The organism is Planococcus ruber, assembly GCF_022819085.1.
Lineage (GTDB): Bacteria > Bacillota > Bacilli > Bacillales_A > Planococcaceae > Planococcus > Planococcus ruber.
In genome coordinates this window covers 541639-561471 of sequence record NZ_JALHAG010000004.1, presented here as the reverse complement: position 1 = coordinate 561471, position 19833 = coordinate 541639, and the positions used below count along the sequence as shown (strand labels likewise).

The following is a 19833-nucleotide window of genomic DNA, read 5'->3' as shown; positions in this document are numbered from 1 at the left end:
CCCGCAACCGGGAAGAATGGTTCTTTTTTTGATCGGGAAGTTATAATAAAGGCAGCATCCATTGTTCATGAAAAAATACAATGAACTGGTTGCCAATCATCTGCGCCTGGAATCTTTATTAATTCCGGTTGGAGATGGAATAACCGTATCCAGAGTCATCAATTGATTGAAATGAAAAAGGGGATGCAGCTATTTTGCATCCTCTTTTTTAGCAGTTATTTAAAAAATGGGGTTTTCTTTAAGGCTGCAACAACTGGAATCGCCACCGCAAGGCCGACAATATTTTGAACAAGGTTGCCGGGAATCGAAGCCATCGGAATGATCCAGCTGCTGAATAGAACCGCCTCGCAAATATAATAGCCGGCCAGCATAAACGGAAGTGAGACAAGAGCCGCCAGAATATTAAAGCCGATGCTTCCGCCATTCCGCCCGTTTGCCCAGGAAATTTTGCCGACAATGTAACCTTGGAGGCCGCGTGTCACAAGGCTGAAGGGAGCCCAAAGCGTCCAGCCGGAGAACAAATCGAATAATCCCATACCGACACCGCCTGCGATTGCGCCTTTTTTAGGGCCGAAAAGAGTGGAAATGATGAACAGCATAGCGGTTCCTAAGTGGACCAATCCGCCATTGGCCGCAATCGGAAGACGGATATTCAACAAAAGAGTAGCTACAAATACAAGAGCAATGGCCATGGAAGTCAAAATCAAATCGAAAGTGCGTGTATTCGGGTAAGTAGTCGTTTTTTGCATAAGAATCCATCCTTATCTAGTTGTTTCAGTCCATTGATCGGCTGTAATGGACTGTTACCATACATTATCAAAGGGGTGATCTAGTGAAAAGTATCAATTTAGAAGAAAATATAGGGGTCAGTTATAAAGAAACTGAAAAAACTAATTTTTATTTCCTATAAACGTCAATAGATAATTAGTACGAATTTTCAAAATTGGGTATTTCTATTCTATTAATATCGATGGGGCATTGGTATAAATAGGAGAAGGCCTTTATTACAAATATTACTAAAATGTTTTAATGGTTGGGAAATAAAGGCGAGAATGCACCCATTTAAGAGGAGGAATTAGTGGATGAGAATCGATTCGAAAAAATTCAAGTATTTTGCAGTAGCAGGAGCTTCGGCAGCTTTAGTGGCCACTGCAGTAGTACCGGCGGTTGCAGCTGACGAAGTAAAAACTGCAGCTTTCACTGATGTTTCCGAGCGTTATGCTATGCCAATTACGTATTTGGTGACAAACAACTTATCAAATGGATTGACTAAGACTTCATTTGGCGTCAACGAAACGATCAAACGCGGCGATGCAGCCATCATTTTGGCTCAGGCATTGAACTTGAAGGATCCGAAAGCTCCGGCATCCGGATTCAACGATGTGCCAACGCGTGGTACCCTTGCGATCAATTCATTGAAAGCAGCGGGAATCATTAAAGGAAAAACATCAAAAACGTTTGGCTTTAACGACACGATCACTCGTGGAGAAGTCGCGTTGATGATGAGCAATGCCAACGCTTATAACTTTAAAGGCGATGTGTCGAACATGACATTCACGGATGTAAACAGCCGTTATAGCCAAGCAGTAGCGGGCTTGATGGCAAATGGCATCACGCAAGGCGTTTCGGCTACAAAATTCGCTCCGGACAATTCCATTAAACGCGGAGATTTCGCTATCTTCATTTACAGAGCAGAAATGCTTGAAGTTGAAGAGTTGAGCGAAGATTTCCGTGATGCCATGAACGGATTTGCTTCCCTTGGAGCAGAATACGGCTACAATGTGGTAGTGGATGAATCCCGCGTGAATACATTCAACATCGAAGGATCTGGAGATCTTCCAGCACCTGAATCAGGTACAGGATTCTTCCAATCGTTGGCTGACCAAGGAATTGAAACCGTTCTAGTCAATAACGCTTCGTATGAAATTTCTGATGGCAATGGCAATGTTGCAGCTGGTGCACAAAATGCAAAACAAGCCATTATGGTATCATTGGCAAGCAAAAATACGGTAGACATTACATTTAACCTTCCATACAACGATGAATTCCGTGGCATTACTTATACATTCAATTTCTTCCCAGAATGAAAAAAGTAAATGAACACTGATAGTTTTTCCTCTTAAAGAAAATGGCCTGCAGCTGTTAAAGATTATTTAACGACTGCAGGTCTTTTTTTTATACATACTGAAAAGGAAGGGTATCGAAAACAATCGAAACTCTTCTTTTTTTGCTTATGAGCAATTTCAGACTGTCAATCTAAAAAAATTTCCGTATCGCTTGCTAAAAAGAGATCTCGATAAGTTAAGTATTAAATTCTTCCCAGCTTTAGAATGTTTCACATGAAACATTTTAAAGAAATGAATTAAAACTAATTTTTTCTCTTTGAATTTATTCGTATATAGTTTCTCGACCATAAAAAATTGGATGAATTTGCTGAATTCCTGAAAAAGAAGAGAGTAAGGTGTTAAATAGTTTAAAAATAGTACTTTGTTCAAAGCACTATTTAAAAAGTGAAACCACAAGAGAGAGAAGGAAATGATCGACGTGGACGAATCAAGAAAGAACTTTGTTGATTTCATGAATAATTATTTTAACAGCAGAGCATATAGCCCATTGGATCGAAGAGACGATCAAACGCATCAAAGAAAGAAAAATCTAGAAACTGAAAAGCTTCAGGCAAGACACTATTAAGGTGTTCGTTTGCTGAAGCTTTTTTTATAAAATCTAGAATCGAGTAGCGGAGCCGACTGGTGCTTTGGAACGCAAAAGTTTAACTTTGAGAAAGAAAGGAATGAAGGGAAGTAAGGTCATTGTAGAAAATTCGAAAGGCGTGGATAGCTTGCTGGCTCATCAAATTTTACTGCTCTTATTGATTGGGTACATTGTTTACACAATCGATATCAAAAAAAATTACTTTCCGGTTCCTGTAGTTCTTGTACTAATCGGAATCGGTCTTTCATTTCTTCCATTTTTCTCAAATCTGCATATCACCAAAGACATCATTTTCACTGTTTTTCTTCCTGCTATTTTGTTCACATCGGCCTATCAGTTTCCAATCAAGCAGCTGAAGGAAAATGCAGGGATTATTGCGGTACTCAGTACATTGGGACTGATGGCGACCGCAATGCTTTTAGGGCTTGGCATCTACTGGATGAGTGGATTGTTCATATCCATTTCACTGACGGCGGCCTTTCTTCTGGCTGCGATTCTGGTCCCGACAGATCCGGTTTCGATTACTTCCATCTTGAAGCAAAGCAAAGGAGAAGAAAAAATTGCGGATATAGTGGAAGGGGAATCGATGGTCAATGATGGAACAAGCGTCGTCATTTTTACAATTTTCCTTGCCATGTTCCAGACAGATAGCGGCTTTTCTGCAGGGAAATTTATTTCCGAATTTTTGCTGGTCTCGATAGACGGCATTGCTATTGGCTGTTTTCTTGGCTGGCTCATGAGCAAAATTATCCATTATACAAAAAATCGGCATTATCATGTCATGCTTACAGTGATTATTGCTTATGGCGGTTTTTACATGGCGGAAGCGCTTGGGGTTTCCGGAGTCCTCGCAACCGTAGCAGCCGGAATCATGCTTGCGTTTGAATTCGGCAAAAATATTAAAGAGAATCATATTCAGCAGTCGCTGGACGGTTTTTGGGATATTCTCAACCCGACACTTTTAGGATTGCTGTTTCTCTTGATCGGAATCCAAGGTGCTGAATACTTGGCATTTTCGGAATGGGGGCTGGCTCTTGGGATTTTTGTTTTGTCTATTTTGGCCAGGTTCCTTGTTCTTGGCGGGTTCGTTTACGGCGTTCCTGCTTGGAGAAAGGAATTTGCAAACGATTTTTCCACGACTTCATTGATTACCTGGTCGGGCATTAAAGGAGCCATGTCGGTTGCATTGTTGCTGTGGCTAGAAAATGAAGTGGGAGGAAAAGATGATTTATTGGTGTCGCTGGCTTTTGCTGTCATTCTTTTGTCGCTTGTAATTCAAAGCATTGGGGTCTATCCTTTAACCAAGTTCATCAATAAACAAGACAAATGAGAAGCTAAAAGCATTGACACCCTTTCCGCGATGCTCTATTGTTAAAGACGCGATGAGCTCGTTTGCGTAAGACGGACAAGCATTCCTTATGGAGCACGTTGTGGAGCGTGGCTTGATACGCCGCAAACTATCGAAAACCCCCATGCCTTTGGCGTGGGGGTTTATTTTTATTTCAAATATCTTCGGGCTCCTGAATAGTTTTTCAAATAAACCCCGGAATTTAACGCCTCGATTCGCACTTTGGAAGATGCATTCGGCGCATGGAGCATTTTGCCTGAACCGATGTAGAGCCCCACATGATAGACTTTTCCTCTCCCGCCGTTATAGGCGAAGAACACCAAATCGCCAGGCTGCAGATCTTTTTTCGCTACTGCTGTTCCTTTCGTTGCCTGGTAGAACGAATCGCGCGGAATCGTGATTCCGAAGTTTTTGTATACCGCATAGATGATTCCGGAGCAATCAAAGCCGTACGCGGAAGTGCCAGCCCATAAATAGGGGAGGTCCAGGAACCTTTTCGCTTCATTAACGATGTTGGCCTGAGACGGTTTTGGAACGGCTTTATCATTCTTATATGATTTGGCATCCGCTTTCCGCAGAAGTTTGACGCCATTAGCCGGTGTTTGTACATGGTACCACTTGCTGTCCGATTTAATGACCGGCAAGATGGTCGAATAGCTGATTTCCATGAACTGTTTTTGGTCGCTTGTATTGTACAGCGGTGCAAGTTTTGCCGTAACGATGGCAATTGCGCAGTCCGAATAGTCTTTTGTCACTTTTGCGATATGGGATTTCGGCACCCAGCCCGGATAGCCTTCTTTCTGGTAAGGGACGTACTGATCGTTCGCTGCAATTTCAACCCAGTTGCTGCCGGTTGTGAGCAAACTGACGTCTTCGCCGAACACCGCTTGAGTATCGGTTTTTTCGACGAGCCATTTCTTTTCGTTCAACGTCATGCCATTGATCCATTTTTTCATGTCAACCGGCTTTGACAGGGAAGGCTTGTCGACGGCGCGGGTTTTGTTCGGGTTCTTCCACATATTTGTGACAGCCACATTCACTTTATAGCTGGCAGTTTTGCTCGGCTTTTCACAGGAAGCCGGCGGGGCTGGCGCTGGAGCAGGCGGCTTTGGATCTGCCCGGAATGCCGGATTCAGGATTCGTGCAATGAATACGGCAAAATGCGATTTGGTTAAATACGTATAAGGCTTGAACGTGTAATCGTTGTAGCCCGCTGTGATTTTATTGGCAATCAAGATTTGAATCGCGCCGTAAGCCGCTGAACTAGGGGAAACGTCTTTGAACACGGTGGTGGTTTTGCCGGATAGTTTAAAGGCTTTTACCAGAACGGTGGCCATTTGGGCGCGTGTCAGTTTTTCATAAGGGTTGAATTGGCCTTTGCCATTTCCAACCATAATTTTCTCGTCAACGATGGTGGCAATGAGCGGGAAATTCGGGTCGGCTGCTTTCACATCGGTGAAGACGGGAGCCGGCCGGTTGTTGGTGTCGAGCTTTAAAGCCTGGATCAAGATGCTAACCGCTTCAATGCGGGTAATTTCTTGATCCACACCAAATTCTACCGCCGGATCTGCGGTCAAAATTCCTTGTTTCACTAAATAATCAAACTCTGCTTTAAATTTGTAGGGGTCCGGAACGTCTTTGAAAACAGGAGCGGCCAAGGCAACGTGAAACGGCGTTAACAAGATGAAAAATGCAATTAACACCACCAGCAATTTTCTTTTCATGTAATTTCCCCTTTTAATCTGTAATTTTATGTTAACTATACCTGATAAAGAAACGAAATATAAGACTAAATATTTAGAAATATTAGTTTATAATTGGAGTAAGTGAAAAATAAAAAAGAGGTGTCCCGAAACGCTCTTGGGACACCTCTTTTAGCATGCAGATGAAATAAATCGATAGGGGGGAGAAAGAAGCAGAAGCCCCAATCAGCCGAGCCGCTTCCTTTGTATTGCTTTTCATGCATTTATTTTTTCACAATAAAGCCCATATGGCGGCCGCTTTTTTTGTTTTCGCGGTACGAGAAGCCGGCGGGATCCTGAAATGTACAAGTCCGGTCAATGGTGATTTGGCTCGCCGGAATACCGGCCAGTTCACATTGTTTTTTAACCACTAATTGATTGTCGATATGGTATTTGCGCGTTTCAGCGTTATAGCTAATAAACTCTTCGGCGTAGCCCAAGTCTTTGAATTTCAAGAAAACATCTTCGTCGACTTCAAATTTCTCCTGGCTGAGGGCAGCGCCGATTTGCACATGGAAATTAACCGGATTGCATTTTTCGTTTAGCTTCAAATGTTCGAAAAGTTTGAGGGAAATTTCCTTCGTTGTGCCTTGCCAGCCGGAATGGACAGCACCGGCAACGCCTGAGATTTCATCATAGAAAAGGACCGGCACGCAGTCAGCGGCAAAACAGCTTAAGACGATGTCCGGTTCAAACGTATACAGCGCATCGGTATCTTTGATGGCAGTAGCCATTGTGTCAGCGCCGCGTCCTTTATCGGCCATTTCAACCCGGTGGAAATTTGCGCTATGCGTCTGTTCGGCCGCCACAAAATCTTCTAAAGAATAGCCGAGGCCGGCCGCCAATATTTTGCGGTTTTCCACAATAACCGAAGGATTCTCGCAAGCATGCAGTGCCATATTATGCTGCTCCGCTTCTGTTGGATCTTTAAACGTCATTCCAACAAGAAACGCTTCATTATTTCCATACATTTTCTTTTTCATCTTCATCACCCGCTTCCAATATAGCGGAAATCTTCGGTTCTGTGTAGTTAGACCTTCGAGCTTTGCAAGTTTGCCGGGATGACCTTCTGAGCAATGAGTTTTCGGGTTTTGAAATAGCTGAAGAAATAACAGCCGCTAATGACGATCAAGCTTCCGAGAATTTGAATCGCTGTCATCTTTTCACCGAGTACGAAAAAGGCCAGAATGGCTGTAAAGACCGGATTGAAATTCAAGAAAAGGCCGGATGTGGTCGCACCGAGTTTTTGGACGCCTAAATTCCATAACACAAAACAAAGAACAGTTGAAATGACGCCGGTGTAAAGAATGGAATAGACAAAAGAAGCATTGATATTTGTAATGGCAAAATCTGCAGCATTGAACGGCAAAAGAAAAGCGAGCCCGAAAATTCCGGAATATAAAGTGGCCATGGCAGCAGAAGTATAGGCCATGGCCCATTTGCTGAGAACCGAATAGATGCCCCAAATGCCGACAGCAGCGAGCATATACAAATCGCCTTTATTGAACTGCAGCGACAGAAGCAAGTTCAGCTGGCCTTTGGTCAGGACAAGAAGAACGCCGAAAAAGGAGAAAGCCATTGCCGCCATCTGAAAGGGGTTAAGGCGCTCCTTCAAAAAGATCACTGAAAACAAGGCGATGGAAAGCATATTCAAAGTGGAAATCAACCCTACGTTAGAAGCGGAAGTCTGCTCCAAAGCAAGGAATTGGAGAATGTTAAAAAAGGCTACGCCTGTAATCCCCATTAAAGCCAATGGAACGATCGCTTTCCGCGAAGGTTTGATCTTTTTCTCTGTCACCCACACTAAAGGCAGAAGGCAGAGGATTGCAATCATCCAGCGAAGGCTGGTTAATGTCATAGGAGAAGCATGGCCAACAAGCCATTTTCCGACGATAAAATTGCCGGCCCATAAAAAGCTCGTCAACAACAGTAAGAGGAAATACAAATTGCGCATCTTCAGCCCTTCTTTCGAATCGATAATGAATAATTTTATCATTCTTAAAGATTTTTCCGTATATTATTCTGCGAATTTTGATATATTTAAAATAAAATAAATTATTTCAATTAAATTATTTATTTTATTCTGTGAGAGTGCAGAAATGGCTGGCTCGATGGAATAAATGAAAAGGGGCGAAAACGATGGAATCGATTGTCAACAAAGTGCTCGACCAAACCGATGTGCACATTTTGGATATTTTGCAGAAAGAAGCACAGCTCAGCAATACGGAAATTGCCAAACAAGTGAATTTGTCGCCGCCCGCTGTCCATTCCCGCATCAAGCGCTTGGAATCGGAAGGCTACATCATTCGGCAAGTGGCCATCCTCAACCAGGAAAAGCTCGGCTTCGATTTGCTGTGCTACATTTTCATCAGTACGGATATCCATCAGGCGGAAGAACTGCACCGGCTGGAACGGGCATTAGTGGAGATGCCGGAAGTGCTGGAATGCCAGTGCCTGACGGGGGAGTATGATTACTTGCTGAAAGTGGCCAATAAAAATCGGAAAGACCTGCAGGATTTCATCCGCAAGCTGAATAAACTGGGGATCACCAAGATTCAAACCAGCCTTGCGCTTAGAGAAGTCAAATATTCAACGGTGCTGCCAATCATGGAAACTTGATGCCTCTCAGTCCAAATTGTTCCAAAATGGGTGTATACTTAATAAAGGAAAGTCCAAATTAAAGGACCTTAAGCCAGTAAAATCAGGGGAACTCCCCGGTACTATAAAGCGCTAAGCAAGCGAAAGCTCGCAGCAATGCTTTTGGAGGAAAAAATGTTCAGCAATATCCGAGTAGAAGAGTTAATGTCCGGCAATCGAAAAAATGAAATGACGCTGATCGATGTGAGGTCGCCGTCTGAATATAAAAGTTTCACGATTCCGGGAAGCATCAATATTCCCTTTTTCGATGATGCGGAACGGGCAGAAATCGGTACACTCTATAAACAAGTAAGCGTCCAAGCGGCAAAAGAGCGGGGCCTTGAAATCATTTCTGCCAAATTGCCGAATTTTGTCCGCCAGTTCAAAGAAGTGGAAGGCGATAAAACAGTCTTTTGCTGGCGCGGAGGCATGCGCAGCAAGACGACAGCCACGCTTCTCAGTTTGATGGATGTCCACGTCAGCCGGCTGGAAGAAGGCATCCGAGCTTACCGAAAATGGACAATCGATCAGTTGGAGCACATCGAGGCTCCCCAAAAAGCGATTGTGCTAAACGGGTTGACCGGGACGGGCAAAACCCGGGTTTTGAAAGCCCTTGAAAAAGAAGGCTATCCGGTGATCGATTTCGAAGGGATGGCCAATCATAAAGGCTCAATTTTCGGCCAGATCGGCCTGGAACCGCACAATCAGAAAACGTTTGATGCGTTATTGAATGAACGGTTGATGGAACTTAAAAGTGCACCCTATATTATTTTTGAAGCGGAAAGCACGCGGATTGGCCGAGTCGTCATTCCACCGTTTCTCAGCGAACTGAAAAACGACAGCCTTCATTTGATCATTGATTTGCCGATGGAAGAGCGCATCAAAGAAATCATGGAAGATTACAATCCTTCGAAATACCAAGCGGAATGCCTGGAAGCTTTCCACCGCATCCAGTCGCGCATCCACGTGCCGGTTGCGAAAAAAATTGAAGAAGATCTCCAAACAGGGAATTTTGAGTCTGCGATTCGGCTGCTGCTGGAGTATTACTACGATTCCCGGTACAAGCACACCGGCCTGCAATATCCGGACTCCCAAAAAATGCATTTGGACGTCAAAAATCTTGAAGAAGCCATTCAAGCGGTCAAAGGGCAATTGCCTGAACCTGAAGGCAAACTGTCCAGCCCAATAAAATCATAATTCTCCCAAAGCCAGCTCTTCACACTCGAGCTGGTTTTGTTTTCTTTAGCTGCCGCCGGAAATTTTGACCCTTCGGGGAGCGGGTGGTAGGGTGAAAAGACAAGAACGATAGCTTGGCTGAAAGCTAGGAAAGGATGGCTGAATGAAATTCGCATTAAGTGAACAGATGATTAAAGAACTGTGCGGAATCGCCGCTTATAAAAAAGGAAAAGCCTATTATGAAGCGAATAAAGTGCTGCTGCATGCGGCTCCAAAAGAAGAAGCCGCAATTCGTGCTACGGTAAAAGCAGGGGAAGATTTCACTGTCTTGATTCGCCACGGAGAAGGCAGCCAGCTTATGGCGGAATGCAGCTGCCCGCCGCTTGGTTTTATCAAAACCCATTGCCAGCATATTGCAGCGGCCCTGCTTGCGGCAAAAGATGTTCAGGCGGTGGACAGTCCACTCGCTGACCAAATGCTGAGCTTGTTCAGCCGTCCTGCCGGCCGTCCTGCGGGCAAACAGCTTCGTTTTGATATGCGCCAGACAGTGGCGGTGGAATTTATCTGTTTTCCTTTTTTGCTGGAAAACTCGGAATATGGAATGGGCCTTCGCCTGGAAGCAGGAATCAGCGAACGGCATCCTGTCTCAAACATTTCAGCTTTTTTGAAGAATATCGAACGGAAAGAACCGGCGGAAATCGCCAGCGATTTCACCTATAATCCGGAACGGCATAATTTCAACCGTGAAACCGATGCCGTCCTTCAGCTCCTTATTAAGAGCGCCCGCATCCCGAGCCTGCGGATGGACCAGGAAAGCATGCTTTTAGTTTCTGTGTCGGACTGGCAGCAGCTTCTCCCGCTATTGCAGCAAGCGCCGCATGCCAGCATCCAACAAGAAAATCAATTATATAAAGGGCTGCGGTTGGCAGACCGGCTTCCTGTCCGGTTTGAAGTGGAAGAAGGGCCTTTGGGCAGCTATATTTTGGAGGCAAAAGGCCTCACGGGCGTCTCGGTATTAAGTGCTTACGGCTATGCACTTGCAGATGGAGAGCTTGTGCCGCTGCCCGAAGAAAGCTGCAAGCAGCTAATGGAATTGAAGAATCTGCTGGAACTGGCGGGGGAACCGCGCCTAACGATTCCGGCAAGCCAGATGGAGCATTTCATGAAAACGGCCATCCCAGGGCTGCTGAAGCTTGGACATGTAAAAATGGATGACGGCGTAGCCATAAGTTTAGGCGAAGTGCCGCTTCGGGCAAAATTATTCCTGGACCGTGTCAGCAACCGGCTTCTCGCGGGGCTTGAATTTCATTATGGCCAACTAATCATCAATCCCTGCGCGGAAGAAGAAGCGGGGCTTGAGCATTATCCAGGGCTTCGCCGGCATATCGCAGAAGAGCAGCGCATCCTGCAGATGATGCACGACAGCCTGTTCAACCAGACTGACGGCGGATTTTATATCCATAACGAAGAGGCAGAATACGATTTCCTTTATCATTGGATCCCGAAATTCGAGGAAGTTGTGGAAGTCTATGCCACTACTTCGGTAAAGATGCGGCTCCATACCGGGTACATCGGACCGAAAATCAAAATGGACTTCGGGGAACGGACGGACTGGCTTGAATTCCGTTTCGATTTGCAGGGAATTCCCGAAAAAGAAATCCAAAAGCTCCTAAAAGCGCTTGAGCATAAACGGAAATATTACCGGATTCCGAATGGCCAGCTGTTGTCGCTGGAAACACCGGATTTTAGTGCCTTCAACGATTTTATGAATGAACTCGAACTGACGGCGCAGCAGTTGGATGAACAGGAATTCCGGATTCCGCTGCTGCAGGCGATGAAAATGCTGGACGTGGTGGAAGACGGCCAAGTGATTGAGCCGGGAGAAAATTTTGCAAGGCTTTTGAAGAATTTGAACCAACCGCTTGAACATGCAGCAGAGGTTCCGGAAAGTTTGGAAAGCACGATGCGGGATTACCAGAAAGCCGGCTACAGATGGCTGAAACTGCTGGCAAAATATCAGTTCGGGGGCATTTTGGCGGATGACATGGGTCTCGGGAAAACCTTGCAGAGCATTGCGTATATCGTGTCGGTGCTGCCGGAAGTCCGCGCCCATAAACGGCCGGTGCTCGTCGTTTCACCGGCATCGCTCACCTACAATTGGCTGAATGAAATGACGAAATTCGCACCCGAATTGAATGTACGCATCATCGACGGACCGAAAGCGAAAAGAAAGGCTGTTTTCGAAAGTTCGGCAGATGCGGATGTCTTCATCACATCGTACCCGTCGCTCCGTTCAGACGCCGCTTTTTACAGCGGAAAAATTTTTCATAGCCTGTTCCTGGATGAAGCCCAGGCGTTCAAAAATCCACTTACCAAAACCGCCCGGTCGCTGAAGTCGATCCAAGCGGATTATAAATTCGCATTAACGGGAACACCAATAGAAAACTCCATCGATGAATTGTGGTCGATTTTCCATGTCGTCTTTCCGGAGCTGCTTCCGGGCAGAAGGGCGTTCAGTGAGCTCAGACGCGATGACATTGCGAAAAGGGTTCGACCATTCATCCTCCGCCGCTTGAAAAAAGAGGTGTTGACCGAGCTGCCGGAGAAAATAGAAACGATGCAGTATTCCGATCTTCAGAAAGAACAGAAAAAAATCTATGCAGCTTATTTGGCTGAACTTAAGCACGATGCGTTGAAACATCTTGCGAAAGGCAGCTTAAAGAAAAATAAAATCCGGATTTTGGCCGGGCTCACAAGGCTTCGCCAAATCTGCTGCCATCCTGCGCTGTTTGTAGAAGGATACACGGGAAGCTCTGCGAAATTCGAGCAATTGCTTGAAATCCTTGAAGAAAGCCGGTTATCAGGCCGCAGGGTGCTGGTTTTCTCGCAGTTCACCCAAATGCTGGGGCTCATTGGCCGGCAGCTTGCACGCCAAGGCCAGCCGTACTTCTATTTGGATGGACAGACGCCTGCAGCAGAACGTGTAGCGCTTTGCGACCGCTTCAATGAAGGAGAAGGCGATCTGTTCTTGATTTCATTGAAAGCAGGCGGTACGGGGTTGAATCTGACAGGGGCCGATACGGTGATTTTGTACGATCTTTGGTGGAACCCTGCAGTTGAGCAGCAGGCAACAGACCGTGCCCACCGGATGGGCCAGCAAAATACGGTGCAGGTGATTCGCATGGTGGCCAAAGGGACAATTGAAGATAAAATCAACGAACTTCAAGAGAAAAAGAAGAGCCTGATTGATGAAGTCATCCAATCCGGCAGCGAAGCGCTGACGGCGTTGACCGAAGAAGACATCCGGGAAATCTTGATGATTGAATGAGGTGATGGAATGGAACCGGAAAAAATACTCGAAAAGATAAAAGCGCATGACCCGGCTGTCTTGGGCAGCAAGGATTTCTCGAAGTACGCCATCTTGTTGCCGCTGTTGGAGCGGAACGGAGAAATCCACATTGTTTTTGAAGTCCGGGCCCATACATTGCGGAGGCAGCCGGGAGAAATCTGTTTCCCGGGCGGCCGGATCGATGCGGGAGATGCGACCCCGCAAGCTGCGGCGCTTCGGGAAACACGGGAAGAACTTGGCATCCGTTCAGAAGAAATTTCCGCTGTCTATCCGCTCGATTACATGGTCTCGCCGTTCGGCATGATCATTTATGCTTTTGCGGGCACTATTGACGCAGAAGCGGAATTTAAACCAAATCCTTCTGAAGTCGATAGCCTCTTTAGTGTGCCGCTGTCTTTTTTCTTAGAAACCCCGCCGGAAATCTATTACATGAATTTTAATATACAGCCAGAAGAAAATTTCCCTTACGATTTGATTGAAGGCGGGCAAGATTACAGCTTTCAGCCAAGGCAGATGGAGGAGTATTTCTATTTATACGAAGACAAGGTGATTTGGGGGCTCACGGCCCGCATATTGGCGCATTTTGTAGAGATCATTCGCTGAATGGTCTTTTTTTATGGAAAAACAGCTCGGGTCTTTTTTCTTAATTTTCACTAATTGAATAAAAGAAGCTTGAAATTCAACGAAGAGAATGTATAATCATTCAAATACCTGTAATTATATTGCTTAAGCGAGAGGAGTGCCGCACAATGGTGAATACATATCAATTGGAAGTTGTAGAAAGCACAAATAAGAAAGACAAGCCGTTGCATGACCAAGTGCCGTTTGGCACCATCTTCACGGACCACATGTTCACAATGGAATACGAGGAAGGAAAAGGGTGGCATGAACCGAAAATTGTTCCTTATGGCCCGATCACTTTAGATCCGGCAGCAATGATCTTCCATTACGGCCAGACCGTTTTTGAAGGCATGAAAGCCTATCGCACCGAAGATGGACGCGTCTTATTGTTCCGTCCGGAAAAGAACTTTGAACGCTTGAATTTATCAAGTGAACGTTTAAGCATTCCGCCGGTAGACGAAAAAGCGATGCTTGAATATTTGACAGAACTGATCAAGCTTGAAAAGAATTGGGTGCCTGCCACACAAGGCACTTCGTTATACATTCGCCCGTTCATCATTTCAACAGAAGCAAATCTGGCCGTAGCTCCCGCCAAAGCTTACAAGCTGATGATCATCCTTTCACCGGTGGGCTCGTATTTTACAGGAGGGCTGACGCCAGTCATCATCCACGTGGAAGATCAGTTTACGAGAGCGGTAAAAGGCGGCACAGGGATGGCCAAAACAGCCGGGAACTACTCATCGGGCTATCAGGCCCAGGCTAATGCGAAGAAAGCCGGAAATGCCGATGTGTTATGGCTTGATGGAATTGAGAAGAAATACATCGAGGAAGTCGGCAGCATGAACATTTTTTTCAAAATCAACGGGGAAATCGTGACACCCGAACTCAATGGCAGCATCTTAAACGGCATCACCCGGACATCGATCATCGAATTGCTGGGTTCCTGGGGGATATCCGTTGCGCAGCGGAAAGTATCGATCAATGAAATTTACGAAGCGTATGAGGCGGGGCAGCTGGAAGAAGTGTTCGGCACCGGAACAGCAGCCGTTATTTCGCCGGTCGGCGAGCTGAACTGGCAAGGGAAGAAAATGGTCGTCAACAATCACCAAATCGGTGAATTGTCCCAAAAATTATACGACACGATCACAGGCATCCAGACAGGAAAAGTGGAAGATCCGCTTGGCTGGACCGTGGAAGTAAAATAGGGAAAAGGTGCGTATCTGCTAAGGATGCGCGCTTTTTTCTATGAGTACCCTATTCTGAACCATACCGAAATAAAGGAATTATCCTTCACTTGAAGAATCAGTAAACAAGTGATCTTGAAGGGGGAGGGGAAGAAATGGATAACGTAACGGAAGGGTTTGTTCGTGTTAATGGCGGGAATGTTTGGTATCGCATTACTGGCAGTGGGCGAAGGACTCCGCTCTTGCTGCTGCACGGGGGGCCAGGCGGAAAAAGCAATAGCCGGGATCCGCTTCGTGCACTTGGCAACGAACGTCCGATTATCCAATACGATCAATTGGGCTGCGGCAATTCGGGCCGTCCGAGAAATACGGAGCTATGGACGGTGGAGCGCTACGTAGAAGAACTGGTACAGGTCCGAAATGCGCTCGAGCTGGAAGAAGTCCATATTCTTGGCCATTCATGGGGAACGATGCTTTTGGCAGCCTACCTTTCCAAACAGCCGCAAGGCGTAAAAAGCGCCATTTTTTCAGGGCCGGCACTGCAAGCGCGAAGATGGGAACAGGATCAGCGAAATCACCTGAAGAAACTTCCTTTGGAACTGCAGGAAGCCGTAGAAAAAAATGAACGCCTGCATACGACCGATTCTCCTGAATATCAGGCGGCTATGTACAGCTTCTACCACCGCCACCTTTGCCGGCTCGATCCATGGCCGCCTGAAGTAAACGAGGAATTGGAGAATATGAATCCGCAAATCTACAATTTCATGTGGGGCGCTTCTGAATTTACGGTGACGGGAACCCTGAAAGATTACGATGCGTCAGAGTGGCTTCAGGAATTGAAGATGCCGGCTCTTTTCACTTGCGGCCGCTATGACGAGGCCACGCCGGAAGCCACTGCCTATTATGCAAGCCTGGTGCCGGAAGCCCAATTCCATGTATTTGAAAACAGCTCCCATATGCCAAGCGTAGAAGAACCCGAAGCCTACATGAAAAAAATCCGTGAATTTTTAGTTCAACAGGAAAAATAAGCGATTTATCTGCCTTCATTCTGAGAATGAAGGTTTTTATATGGATTAAAAAGCGTTGCAGGAACCACAAAACGAAATAATGAAAAGTCAAATAAATTCATACAGGCAAAGTTTTGTGCTACTGTATGAAGATGTATTTCAAGTTCCGAAATAAAAAGCGTGATTGGCTGTTTTTTATATAGAAAGGTTGTTGCTGGAATGGAAACATTGGTTGGCTTTAAACGCGTCCGCTTTATTCTTTTACTGGGTGCCCTTACGTCCTTGATCCCTTTTACCATTGATATGTATTTGCCGTCTTTTCCTGTCCTGGCAGAAGTATTTGAAACGAATGCTTCTTCTATCCAATTAAGTTTGACGGCGTGTTTGCTTGGGCTTTCGGTAGGGCAGCTAGTCGCCGGTGCGTTGAGTGATGTGCATGGACGGCGCAGGCCTCTGGTGATTTCGCTGTTTATCTATGCCGCCGCTTCTGCCGCATGCGTATTTGCACCGAACATTTATGTTTTTGTGTTCCTTCGTTTTCTGCAAGGATTTGCGGCTTCTGCCGGCCTAGTTATTTCCCGGGCAATTGTCCGAGATGTCAGCAGCGGGGCAGAACTAACCCGGCTGTTTGCATTATTGATGGTGGTAAATAATCTTGTGCCGCTATTGGCCCCTTCGGTAGGCAGCGGGGTGCTATTGTTTGCCGACTGGAAAGGGATTTTCCTGGCTTTAACGATTTTAGGCGTGGTCCTCCTCCTGATCACCGGTTTTCGCCTGCCAGAAAGTTTGCCGGTGGAACAGCGGGTTCCAAGCAATTTAAGGGCTACATTCTCTAACTTTGCGGCCATCCTAAAAGATAAAAAATTTACAGGGTACGCACTGGCCCAAGGTTTTTTGATCGGCGGGGTCTTTGCCTATGTTTCCGGAACGCCGTTCATTTATCAAAATATTTACGGCGTGTCTCCGCAAGTCTTCAGTTTGCTTTTCGGCATGAACGGTATTGGCTTGATCATCGGCAGTTATGCCGTCGGAAGGTTCAGCCATGTCTTTTCAGAAAAGAGATTTCTTGAAACCGCTCTTTATGGGGCGACGCTTGCCGGAGCTGTTTTGCTTGCCGTCGTGATTTTGCAGGGGCCATTATGGGCAGTCGTAGTGCCGATTTTCTTTTTCGTGACATCGATCGGAATCGTCGGAACAGCGTCTTTTACACTGGCTATGGAATCCCAGAGCAAAGCGGCGGGAAGTGCTTCCGCTTTGCTCGGCCTTCTGCCATTTGTCTTGGGTGCATTAAGCGCACCGCTTGTCGGGATTGCCGGAGAAGAAACCGCCGTGCCGATGGGCTTGACCATTTTTTCCATGTGCCTGATTGCTTTGGTGGCTTATTTGTTTTTAGTGAAAAAAACGGAACGGAAGGCTGTGTAAAGCATAACTCAACTGGATTTGCAGACTGTTCGAAATTGGCTCTTTGGAGGGCCAATTTTTTTATGCTCAAAAAACAGTTCGAATTATCAGATTATTATTGTTTTCCATTTCATATTAGTGTATTATACACAGTATAAAGGTGTACGTCGTACAGTATAGATCGGGAGGTGTAAAAATGGACAATTCCTTATTGAATAGCTTATCCACTGAACTGCGGAGAGGGACTTTGACCTTAGCCGTTTTAAGCCAGCTGCAGACGCCTCAATATGGCTATTCGCTTGTTCAATTATTGGAGAGCAGCGGGATATCGATAGAGCAAAGCACGTTGTACCCGCTGCTTCGCAGGCTAGAAAAACAGGAACTTGTCACAAGCAGTTGGGATACGACCGAAAATCGTCCACGGAAATATTATGTGCTGAGCGATTATGGGACGGAAATTTTTGAGAAGCTGAAAGAAGAATGGGAAAAGACGTCGCGGGAGCTCTACACTTTACTCAAAGGAGCGGAGACTGATGAATCTGATTGAGCTGTACATTGGAGAAGTGACGCGCAGGCTGCCTGAGAAGAGCAGAGAAGACATTGCCTTGGAATTGCGTTCGACCATTGAAGATATGCTGCCGGACGACTACACAGTGCACGATGTAAAAGAGGTGCTGGCAAAGCTCGGAAATCCTGCAATTCTTGCCAGCGGCTATAAAGAACGGCCGATGCATTTGATCGGACCGCGGTTCTATGATCTTTACATCGATTTATTGAAGCTGATCTTGCCGATTGCCGTCCTTGTTTCCTTAATTGCCGTCCTCATCACTTCGATTTTCACTGCAGATGGAGGGGGTGTGCTTGCGGAAACCATCACAGCAATTGTCGGGAATGCGATTTCAGCAAGTGTCAATGCAGCCATCCAAGTGTTTTTCTGGCTGACCGTTGTATTCGCGATCATCGAAAGAGCCGACCATTCAACGGCCCAAACGCCTTTAACGTCGAAGTATCAGGAATGGACGCCGGATGATTTAAAAGAAACCATCCATATTCCAAAAGAAAAAAGGATTACCAAATATCAAATTGCGGGAAGTTTGATTTGGACGGCGATTTGGTCTGTGTTTTATTTCAATGCAGACAGCTGGGTAGGCGTTTACCGGAACGGCGAACTGATTACGCCGACATTCGATCAGGAAGTTCTCGTATCTTATTGGCTTCTCGTCGCGCTGGTCATCGTATTGGAAATTGTTTTATCGGTTTTCAAATGGCGCGAGGGGCAATGGACAGTTAAGTTGGCCGTCTTGAATGCTGCTGTCCAGGCTATTTCGACGATCGTGTTCGTCATTATTTTCACCGACGCAACCTTGTTCAACAACCGTTTCTTAACGGAAGTCAACACGATATTCGATGCGGATCTGAATATGAACTGGGCCGTCGGCAGTGTCCTCGTGCTGGTGATTGTGTTTGCTTTGGTGGATATTGTCCAAGGATTTCAAAAAGCACGCATCCAAGAAGCAAAAAGAAGCATTTAAGGAAACGGTTGGCCGATGCGGGCTTCCGGCTTTAAATGGCTGCTGTGCCATAATTTAGACAAATATGATGGTTCATAGTGTTGAAAGAGATGCTATACTGGCCTTACAACTCAATAGACTTTGACTTTATGTCAAGGGGGAGTAGCTATAGGGAAACCTATTTCACAGTCGTCATTACATGGTTCGGAGCCATCGGTTGTGATAGCAATCAATTTTGCTTAGCGAGACCTTTGCCTTTTATTAGGCAAGGGTCTTTTTTGTTGGCAAAAATCAGGAGGAGGAAGAAAGATGGAAGCAATTTTATTGGAGTATTTATGGGTGCTGCTTGTATTGGTAGCGCTGGAAGGGTTGCTGGCAGCCGACAATGCGGTGGTCATGGCGGTCATGGTGAAGCATTTGCCGAAAGATCAGCAGAAAAAAGCATTGTTCTACGGTTTACTGGGCGCGTTCGTTTTCCGCTTTGCTGCACTATTCATGATTACGCTGTTGGTGGACGTTTGGCAGATTCAAGCTTTGGGAGCGGCTTACTTGCTGTTTATCGCCTTTAAGCATATTTACGATCAACGAAAAGGCAAAGACCATACGATAGAACCGGAAGCGACAAAAGGTTCGGGGTTCTGGATGACGGTATTGAAAGTGGAGTTGGCGGATATCGCGTTTGCGATCGATTCGATGCTGGCTGCTGTGGCTCTGGCTATTACCTTGCCGCATTTGGAATTATTCGGCATCGGTGAAATCGGAGGCATCAACTCCGGCCAATTTGCAGTGATGTTGGCAGGCGGATTGGTCGGACTTGTCATTATGCGATTTGCTGCCCATAAATTCGTTAAGTTATTGTCGAACTATCCGCAATTGGAGACGACCGCTTTTGTGATTGTCGGCTGGGTTGGAGTTAAATTGACGGTGCTTACATTAGGGCATAAAGAGCTTGGCCTTATCCCTTATGAGTTTGCCCATTCGACCGAATGGAAATTGATTTTCTGGGGAGTCCTGCTCGGAATTGTAGCGGTTGGCGCGTTAATCAGTGTGAAAAAGAAGAAACAGGAACAACAGCAATAAATAACTGGATAGGAGAGGAAAAGAAAAGAAGGCGAAGTCTACCGCAGACTTTGCCTTCTTTTGCG

Annotated in this window: 16 protein-coding genes and 1 pseudogene; 13 read left to right on the top strand and 4 right to left on the bottom strand. The window is 45.9% G+C overall.

Annotated features, from left to right (window positions below):
* Window positions 1-64 precede the first annotated feature (64 nt).
* Window positions 65-166, top strand: a pseudogene (locus tag MTR82_RS17195) (O-methyltransferase); the annotation flags it as partial.
* 49 nt (window positions 167-215) lie between these two features.
* On the opposite strand, the gene MTR82_RS10740 reads toward MTR82_RS17195, so the two are convergent.
* Window positions 216-749: an ECF transporter S component gene (locus MTR82_RS10740; protein ID WP_052649598.1), complete on the bottom strand. Its 534-nt coding sequence runs from the start codon at window positions 747-749 to the stop codon at window positions 216-218.
* A 333-nt stretch (window positions 750-1082) separates the two neighbouring features.
* Between MTR82_RS10740 and MTR82_RS10735 the strand changes: the two genes are divergently transcribed.
* Window positions 1083-2087 (top strand): S-layer homology domain-containing protein, encoded by a 1005-nt coding sequence (locus MTR82_RS10735; protein WP_246809017.1) that lies wholly within the window; start codon window positions 1083-1085, stop codon window positions 2085-2087.
* Between the two features lie 704 nt (window positions 2088-2791).
* Complete coding sequence (locus tag MTR82_RS10730) at window positions 2792-4042, top strand: cation:proton antiporter (protein WP_246809016.1); 1251 nt, start codon at window positions 2792-2794, stop codon at window positions 4040-4042.
* Between the two features lie 167 nt (window positions 4043-4209).
* Here MTR82_RS10730 and MTR82_RS10725 read toward each other — a convergent pair whose 3' ends face one another.
* The 3 genes from MTR82_RS10725 to MTR82_RS10715 all read right to left on the bottom strand — a co-directional run bounded on the left by MTR82_RS10725 (window position 4210) and on the right by MTR82_RS10715 (window position 7798).
* Window positions 4210-5784, bottom strand: a complete 1575-nt coding sequence (locus tag MTR82_RS10725; protein ID WP_246809015.1) for an NlpC/P60 family protein — start codon at window positions 5782-5784, stop codon at window positions 4210-4212.
* Window positions 5785-6026: 242 nt separating this feature from the next.
* Window positions 6027-6785, bottom strand: coding sequence for a purine nucleoside phosphorylase YfiH/LACC1 family protein (locus tag MTR82_RS10720; RefSeq protein ID WP_052654282.1), 759 nt, complete (start codon window positions 6783-6785; stop codon window positions 6027-6029).
* A 47-nt stretch (window positions 6786-6832) separates the two neighbouring features.
* On the bottom strand, window positions 6833-7798 hold the full coding sequence (locus MTR82_RS10715; RefSeq protein ID WP_425024018.1) for a DMT family transporter: 966 nt from the start codon (window positions 7796-7798) through the stop codon (window positions 6833-6835).
* Between the two features lie 143 nt (window positions 7799-7941).
* On the opposite strand from MTR82_RS10715, the gene MTR82_RS10710 reads away from it, so the two are divergent.
* The 10 genes from MTR82_RS10710 (at window position 7942) to MTR82_RS10665 (ending at window position 19768) form a co-directional block, all read left to right on the top strand.
* Entirely contained in the window at window positions 7942-8421 is a 480-nt protein-coding gene (locus MTR82_RS10710; RefSeq protein WP_246809013.1) for an Lrp/AsnC family transcriptional regulator, read from the top strand.
* A gap of 153 nt (window positions 8422-8574) precedes the next feature.
* On the top strand, window positions 8575-9636 hold the full coding sequence (mnmH, locus tag MTR82_RS10705; RefSeq protein ID WP_246809012.1) for a tRNA 2-selenouridine(34) synthase MnmH: 1062 nt from the start codon (window positions 8575-8577) through the stop codon (window positions 9634-9636).
* A gap of 142 nt (window positions 9637-9778) precedes the next feature.
* Window positions 9779-12943: a DEAD/DEAH box helicase gene (locus MTR82_RS10700; protein WP_246809011.1), complete on the top strand. Its 3165-nt coding sequence runs from the start codon at window positions 9779-9781 to the stop codon at window positions 12941-12943.
* Between the two features lie 9 nt (window positions 12944-12952).
* Window positions 12953-13567, top strand: a complete 615-nt coding sequence (locus MTR82_RS10695; RefSeq protein WP_246809010.1) for an NUDIX hydrolase — start codon at window positions 12953-12955, stop codon at window positions 13565-13567.
* A gap of 149 nt (window positions 13568-13716) precedes the next feature.
* The gene (locus tag MTR82_RS10690; protein ID WP_246809064.1) at window positions 13717-14790 is read left to right on the top strand and encodes a branched-chain amino acid aminotransferase; all 1074 of its coding nucleotides are present in this window, start codon (window positions 13717-13719) and stop codon (window positions 14788-14790) included.
* Window positions 14791-14924: 134 nt separating this feature from the next.
* Window positions 14925-15797 (top strand): proline iminopeptidase-family hydrolase, encoded by an 873-nt coding sequence (locus MTR82_RS10685; RefSeq protein ID WP_246809009.1) that lies wholly within the window; start codon window positions 14925-14927, stop codon window positions 15795-15797.
* Window positions 15798-15995: 198 nt separating this feature from the next.
* Window positions 15996-17198, top strand: coding sequence for a multidrug effflux MFS transporter (locus MTR82_RS10680; protein ID WP_246809008.1), 1203 nt, complete (start codon window positions 15996-15998; stop codon window positions 17196-17198).
* 175 nt (window positions 17199-17373) lie between these two features.
* Window positions 17374-17724: a PadR family transcriptional regulator gene (locus MTR82_RS10675; protein WP_246809007.1), complete on the top strand. Its 351-nt coding sequence runs from the start codon at window positions 17374-17376 to the stop codon at window positions 17722-17724.
* The gene (locus MTR82_RS10670) at window positions 17711-18709 is read left to right on the top strand and encodes an HAAS signaling domain-containing protein (RefSeq protein ID WP_246809006.1); all 999 of its coding nucleotides are present in this window, start codon (window positions 17711-17713) and stop codon (window positions 18707-18709) included. The genes MTR82_RS10675 and MTR82_RS10670 overlap by 14 nt, the downstream gene beginning before the upstream one ends.
* A 288-nt stretch (window positions 18710-18997) precedes the next feature.
* The gene (locus MTR82_RS10665; RefSeq protein ID WP_246809005.1) at window positions 18998-19768 is read left to right on the top strand and encodes a TerC family protein; all 771 of its coding nucleotides are present in this window, start codon (window positions 18998-19000) and stop codon (window positions 19766-19768) included.
* Window positions 19769-19833: the final 65 nt, after the last annotated feature.